6 protein-coding genes are annotated in these 6,518 nt (G+C 66.3%); 4 read left to right on the top strand and 2 right to left on the bottom strand.

Annotated features, from left to right (window positions below; genetic code table 11):
- Window positions 1-1,038, top strand: a 1,038-nt coding sequence (locus K789_RS0108955; RefSeq protein ID WP_024366464.1) for an HNH endonuclease signature motif containing protein, incomplete at its 5' end; no start/stop codon positions are given.
- 91 nt (window positions 1,039-1,129) lie between these two features.
- On the top strand, window positions 1,130-1,816 hold the full coding sequence (locus K789_RS0108960) for a hypothetical protein (RefSeq protein ID WP_024366465.1): 687 nt from the start codon (window positions 1,130-1,132) through the stop codon (window positions 1,814-1,816).
- Between the two features lie 736 nt (window positions 1,817-2,552).
- Here K789_RS0108960 and K789_RS0108970 read toward each other — a convergent pair.
- On the bottom strand, window positions 2,553-3,014 hold the full coding sequence (locus tag K789_RS0108970) for a hypothetical protein (protein WP_024366467.1): 462 nt from the start codon (window positions 3,012-3,014) through the stop codon (window positions 2,553-2,555).
- Window positions 3,015-3,577: 563 nt separating this feature from the next.
- On the opposite strand from K789_RS0108970, the gene K789_RS0108980 reads away from it, so the two are divergent.
- Both K789_RS0108980 and K789_RS0108985 read left to right on the top strand, forming a co-directional pair.
- The gene (locus K789_RS0108980) at window positions 3,578-5,119 is read left to right on the top strand and encodes an arylsulfatase (RefSeq protein WP_024366469.1); all 1,542 of its coding nucleotides are present in this window, start codon (window positions 3,578-3,580) and stop codon (window positions 5,117-5,119) included.
- A complete protein-coding gene (locus K789_RS0108985) occupies window positions 5,116-6,069 on the top strand; it encodes a formylglycine-generating enzyme family protein (protein ID WP_024366470.1) in 954 nt (317 codons plus the stop codon). The genes K789_RS0108980 and K789_RS0108985 overlap by 4 nt, the downstream gene beginning before the upstream one ends.
- A 6-nt stretch (window positions 6,070-6,075) precedes the next feature.
- Here K789_RS0108985 and K789_RS0108990 read toward each other — a convergent pair.
- On the bottom strand, window positions 6,076-6,518 hold a 443-nt coding region (locus tag K789_RS0108990), incomplete at its 5' end, for an acVLRF1 family peptidyl-tRNA hydrolase (protein WP_024366471.1).

Here is a 6,518-nt window from a genome sequence, read left to right on the forward strand (position 1 = left end):
CGGTTCCGGGCCAAGGCCCGCACCTGGCGGGAACGCCACCACCGGGACAGTATTGAAACACGCCACACCAAGTGCGCTGCGGACCGGCGGGTCGAGTACCGCCCGGACCGGGACGGGATGGCATGGTTCTCCGCGTACCTCCCGGCCGACACCGCGGCAGGAATTTGGGAACGGACCACCGCCGCCGCCCGGGCCCTCCAGGGCCCGGCCGAGGCCCGCACCCTGACCCAGCTGCGCGCCGATGTCGCCGCGACCTGGCTCCTTACCAGCGGCACTGAGGGAGAGGGTGTGGGCGGGGGTGTGCCGTCGCCGCGGGCGCAGGTCCTGGTCACCGTCCCGGTGTTGTCCCTGCTCGGCGCAGGGGAGGAACCGGCCCTCCTGGACGGGTACGGGCCGATTCCGCCGTCGATGGCCCGGCGCCTGGTCGCTGGCGGCGCGGATTCTATTTATCGGGTCCTGGTTGATCCGCGGGACGGGGCGCCGCTGGAGATCGGCCGGAGCCGCTACCGGCTCACGAAGGCACTGCGGCAGTGGCTGCGGCTCCGTGACGGGAAGTGCCCGTTCCCGGGCTGCAGCAACCCTTCCCTGGACAACGACGCCGACCATATTCTGTCCTGGGCCGATGGTGGCACCACGGGAGTCGCCAACCTGGGCCAGCCGTGCCCCAAACACCACCGCCTGAAACACAACTCAGCGTGGACACCCGCCGGGGCCACCAAAGACGCCCCGCCGGGGTGGACGTCACCGTCCGGACGGCACTATGTGAGTGAATACCAGGACTGGGAACCACCCGACTGGCCGGACCCCACCTCGGCCATGGCTACCGGCACCGACGCCCACACCGACACATTCCCGGACCAGGGTGTGCCCGAGGACCCCGGCCCGGATCCGGAATCCGAACTGCCCCCGGACCCGTTCCCGGACTGGTACCTGTTCGCGGCCGGGCGCCCATGGGCGTCCGCAGAGACGGACGATACGGGCTGGACAGAGCTCCGCGAGGACCCGTACCTGGCAGACCTGCTGATCCAGCACGCCTGAGCGACTCGTTGCGCGAGCTACTGGCGGGGCCGCAGCACCGTCTCTTCTATCGATATAGGCTCCGATCATTTTCCTGGATCATAATCGGGGCATGAGAGTATCTGGAATTCTCCGCGAGGACGCGCCCGCCCCTCGTGTCGGGCAGGCTGAGCGCCTGAAACTCATGCCCATCCCGGTGATGGGAGTGGTGCCGCAGCCTTCGCTGGAGGACACAGATGCCGTCGGTCTGGGATACGGTCAGGACGCTCGCGGATACAGCGAAATGACAGCGAGTGTCACCTACACAATTTGGCGAAACCCGAATGACTACTCAGACCCGATGGACCTCGCGGATCTGGACGAGCACACACGACGGGCGATAAACGATGTTCCGCCATGGCCGCGACCCGCGTGGCTGGTTGAGCAGGTGGAGCGTTTGCGGTATCCGCAACTGTGGGAGGCCGTGCGGACTACCTGGCACCGTGACCCATCCGAGCGTGCGTCGGTCCGCAGGGTGCTGGTCGACCACGTCAACTACATCCTGATGAATCGGTACCGGCAGGAGCTCGGACTGAGCGGCAATCCCTGGGAGCAACCTGCACCCGCGGTGAACGACCGGATGGTCAATGGTCAGGTCAGTGTCCTCGTCAATGGAGCCGAAGTATGCGGCGCGGTGCTCAATACGGACCCGTTCGTATACGGCATCGGCGCGGAACTGGCAGGCGGTGGCGTCGTTACGGCCGTGCTTCCACGTGCCGAGCTCAAACGCATCCAGGTCCAGTTCACCACCCGGAGCTAACGACAACACGCCGGTAACCGTAAGCCGACGAAACTGTGGAAGTTCCGGTGCGACTGGACGATCCAGCGTCGCCACGACGCCAATAGACCCGCACGACGGCGTATCCGTTGCGGCCGGCCAGCGCCAAACGGACGACGGCTTCAGTCGAACGCGGCCCTAACATCGGACGATTCCGAGCCCTAAGGTGTCCAGCCCTGGGGTCGTCGTGCCACGGGAGTTACGGATCGATAGTCTGGCAACATGTCCATCCAGACACGCGGCGCCACGCGCTCACCCGTAGTCGCGGCTTGCGTCGTCCTTTTGGGCTTGCTCGTACTGTGGATGGCGCAGCCGGTCCTGCCTGGTTGGGGATGTGCGGCCAGTTTTCCGGGGGTGTGCCCTCCGCATTTGCTGCCTGTTCGTGCATCCCTGAATAGCGCAGGCATCCTCTTCGCCCTGCTCACGGCCATCGTCGTCGGGCTGCTGCTCCGGCCCCGAGCAAACCCCTGGCTGGGCGCTATGTCCCGAAGTGTCGTCTTCGCTGTGCCGGTAATCCTGGTGCTGACAGTCGTCGCGCACTTTCTGATACCGCAGCCCTGAGCCATCCTGCCTGCGGCCGGAACAGGTGCACCCATTTCCGTCAGGTGTTGCGACGTTGGTGGGAAACCGCGATCCATGGGCCTTGATCGGGGTCAGCCCGCGTCGACGCCCGGCGGAGGGGTTGGGCGTCCTGTGTCGTCGCCAGGGGATGTAACCCTTACTGCGTGGTGGTTCCGCTCAGCGTGTCAATGTAATCCAGAGTTTTGGGACTGACGTGCCGCACAGCCGCCAGGGCGTCCCGGAGAACGCCTCTCTTGGGGTCCGCACCGAGGGCGCCTCGGAGGTCCATTACGGTCTCGATGCCGAGACGTTCGAACACACGCGTCAGGTCCTCTGCCTGGGCAAGTCGGCCGGGCGAGGGCCAGCTGATAACTTCGGAGAGCTTCCCCGTCTCAAGGTGCCGGCGGAACCCGCTGGTGGTGGCGGCATCGGGCCATGCCTCAATCAGGGCCAGAACGCGGGGCAGGACGGTCTCGTGGTAGTTCTGCCGTCGCTGCAGCGTTGCATCGACAATGATGGCCCCGATGTGGTCCCAACCACGGGCGACTTCGGTCGGGGCGTCTGTGCCCTGTGAGTCGGTGAATTCCGGAGGGTTGGCATCATCATGGTTGATAGTCATAAGTGAATTCTTCCATGTGCCGGTGGGGTGTGTGGCTGCGCCGGTCGACGGCGGAGGGGAGCTCGGCGGCGCTGTGACAGAGTCTTTCAGCACTGAGCGCCGCGATCGCGGATGGAGAATAATCGGGACGCAGAGCATCTGCCACCTGCTCTCCCAGGATGCCCGACCAGGCATCCACAGCCACAGTTCAAGGAGGCTCGTCGTGAAAGTAGTTCTCGCGGAATCCGTCGCCATGATGGCGATCGGTGACGGTGTCCTCGGAGCGCTGTTTCCGGTGCAGCATACGACCCGGTGGGATATCGGCCCCGAGCCATGGCGTAAGTACATGCGCATGTATGCCAAACATCCCGAACTCACGCGGGCTCTAAGTCTTGTGCAAATCGTCGCTGGCATCGTATGTGCATCGCGCCTTCCCTCAACACCCCGGTAAACAGGGGTCCTGCGCCTGAGATGGAGAGGGTCTTCTCACCCGAACCCCGCGTCACTAGGATGTCGGGCACAAGGGTCATGGCTGTGAGGTGGCGCCATCCGGGCAGTGAAGCCGGCCCCCAGGAAGGAATGTCATGCCGAACGGAAAGCCGAACATTCTGGTCATTTGGGGAGATGACATTGGTATTACGAACCTGAGCTGTTACAGCGACGGACTGATGGGATACCGGACGCCGAACATTGACCGCATTGCCGAGGAAGGCATGCGGTTCACCGACTCCTACGGAGAACAAAGCTGCACCGCGGGACGGGCGTCATTCATCACCGGGCAGAGCGTGTTCCGCACCGGACTCAGTAAGGTCGGCATGCCCGGCGCCGACCTTGGGCTGCGCGCCGAGGACCCCACCATTGCCGAGGTCCTCAAACCCCACGGCTACGTGACCGGCCAGTTCGGTAAGAACCATCTGGGCGACAAAAACGAATTCCTGCCCACCGCGCACGGCTTCGATGAGTTCTACGGCAACCTGTACCACCTGAACGCCGAGGAGGAGCCCGAGTCACCCAACTGGCCAAGTGTCGAGGACTTCCCCGGATTCAACGAACGGGCCAGGCCCCGTGGGGTCATCCGCTCCTGGGCGGCCGACGAGGACGATGACACGGTGGACGGACGGTTCGGCCGGCGGGGCAGGCAGCGGATCGAGGACACCGGCCCGCTCACCAGAAAGCGCATGGAGACCGTCGACGAGGAGTTCAGTGCCGCCGCGAAGGACTTTATTGGGCGCGCGCACGAAACCGGCGACCCGTTCTTCGTGTGGATGAACACCACGCACATGCACTTCCGCACGCACCCGAAGCCCGAGAGCGTCGGGCAGGCCGGCCGCTGGCAGTCGGAGTACCACGACACGATGATCGACCACGACAAGCTCGTGGGCGGCCTCCTCGACCACCTCGACGAGCTGGGCATCGCCGACGACACAATTGTGGTGTACTCCACGGACAACGGCCCCCACATGAACACCTGGCCCGACGGCGGCATGACCCCTTTCCGCAGCGAGAAGAACACCAACTGGGAGGGTGCGTTCCGTGTCCCCGAGCTGATCCGCTGGCCCGGGCACATCCCGGCTGGCGTGGTGTCCAACGAGATCATCCAGCACCACGACTGGCTGCCGACATTCCTCGCCGCCGCGGGCGACACGAGCACGGTCGACGAACTCAAAAAGGGCAAGTCCATCGGAGAACGCACCTACAAGGTGCACATCGACGGCTACGACCTGTTGCCTTACCTTAAGGGCGAGGTCACCGAGAGCCCCCGCAAGGGGCTCGTGTACTTCTCCGACGACGGCGACGTGCTCGCCATGAGGTACGACAACTGGAAGGTGGTCTTCATGGAGCAGCGGGTGCAGGGCACCCTCCAAGTGTGGTTCGAACCCTTTGTGCAGCTGCGGATCCCTAAGGTTTTCAACCTGCGCACCGACCCCTTTGAGCGGGCCGACGTCACCTCGAACACGTACTTCGACTGGCTCTTCAAGAACGCCTACCTCGTCTTCGCCGCCCAGGCGCTGATGTCGCAGTTCCTGGCCACGTTCGAGGAGTTCCCGCCGCGCCAGCGCGCTGCGAGTTTCAGCATCGACCAGGCCGTGGAGAAGCTGCAGGCGTTCCTGGCAGGCGGCGATTGAACCAGGGCCCCGCCACGCCCACCGGCGGCCCCGACGGATTCGTACGCCTTGATGGCGGTGAGTTCACCATGGGCTCGGATGAGCACTACCCGGAGGAGGCGCCGGCGCACCGGGTACGGGTCGGCGGCTTCTGGATCAGCCCTACGGCTGTCACCAACCGGGAGTACGCGCGCTTCGTCCGGGAAACTGGATACCGCACGGTCGCGGAGCGGCCTCTCAACCCGGCTGATTTCCCCGGTGCGCCGCCGGAAAACCTCGTCCCGGGCTCGATGGTCTTCACCGGAACGCCCGGGGCCGTCGACCTGAAACACCTCAGCCAGTGGTGGGCCTGGACGCCGGGCGCGAACTGGAGACGGCCATTCGGGCCCGGCACATCCATTGCCGACCGCGCGGACCACCCGGTGGTTCACGTCGCGTGCGAGGACGCGGAGGACTACGCCGCGTGGGCCGGATACCGGCTGCCGACCGAGGCGGAATGGGAGTTCGCCGCCCGGGGCGGCCTCGACCGCGCGCGGTTCACCTGGGGAGACGACCCCGAGACCACCGGAACGCCCCGCGCGAACTACTGGCACGGCGACTTTCCTTGGCAGCCCCGTCGCGGCTACGGCTCCACCGCGCCGGTCGGCTCCTTCCCCCCGAACGGCTTCGGGCTCTACGACATGGCCGGAAACGTGTGGGAGTGGACCAGCGACTGGTATCAACAGCACGACCCCGGCGGCGGGTGCTGCGCCCCGGTGGATCCCCGGGGCGGCGATCGCGACGCCAGCCTCGACCCGCGGCAGGCCCCGGTGCCCCGCAAGGTGGTCAAGGGCGGCTCGTTCCTGTGCGCTGACAGCTACTGCCTGCGCTACCGCCCCGCCGCCCGACGCCCGCAGATGATTGACACCGGGATGAGCCATATCGGATTCCGTTGCGCCGCCCCGCTGACGGTCCCGTCGGCCGCACCGTAGCCTTTTTTATCCCGGCGGGTCCGTGACCAGGATCCGCACCGCACACAGGTCCGCGGCGGCCTTCTTCAGGACCGCGGCGCGCGGATCCGGCACGTCCAGGAACGGCAGCCTCGGCCGCGCAGCGTACTGCTTGAGCACCGGTTCGGCGAGGACTTGCTCGGCCAGCGTCCGGTCGCCGCCGGGCGCCAGATACTCGATCCGGTGGTCCGCGAAGATCCGGGCGGCATGGTCCGCCACGGCCTCCACCAGGGCATCGGCCTGGTTCGCCCGGCGCCGGGCGAAGCGCTGCTGGGACCAGCCCCCCGCGGCGGTCCGGGACTGGACATGGCGTGTGCCGGTTTTGGCGGCGAGCACGGCACCGCCGCTGACCACCGCCACCGAGTAGCCGCCGCGGCGGACCAGGACGGCACCGATGCAGCGGGGCTGGGACGCCAGGGACGCGAGGCGGG

This window comes from Arthrobacter sp. TB 26 (genome assembly GCF_000427315.1).
Taxonomy (GTDB): Bacteria; Actinomycetota; Actinomycetes; order Actinomycetales; family Micrococcaceae; genus Arthrobacter.

Coding starts and splice junctions, on each gene's coding strand:
- K789_RS0108960 (WP_024366465.1), top strand. CDS start 1,130: ATGAGAGTATCTGGAATTCTCCGCGAGGACGCGCCCGCCCCTCGTGTC.
- K789_RS0108970 (WP_024366467.1), bottom strand. CDS start 3,014: ATGACTATCAACCATGATGATGCCAACCCTCCGGAATTCACCGACTCA.
- K789_RS0108980 (WP_024366469.1), top strand. CDS start 3,578: ATGCCGAACGGAAAGCCGAACATTCTGGTCATTTGGGGAGATGACATT.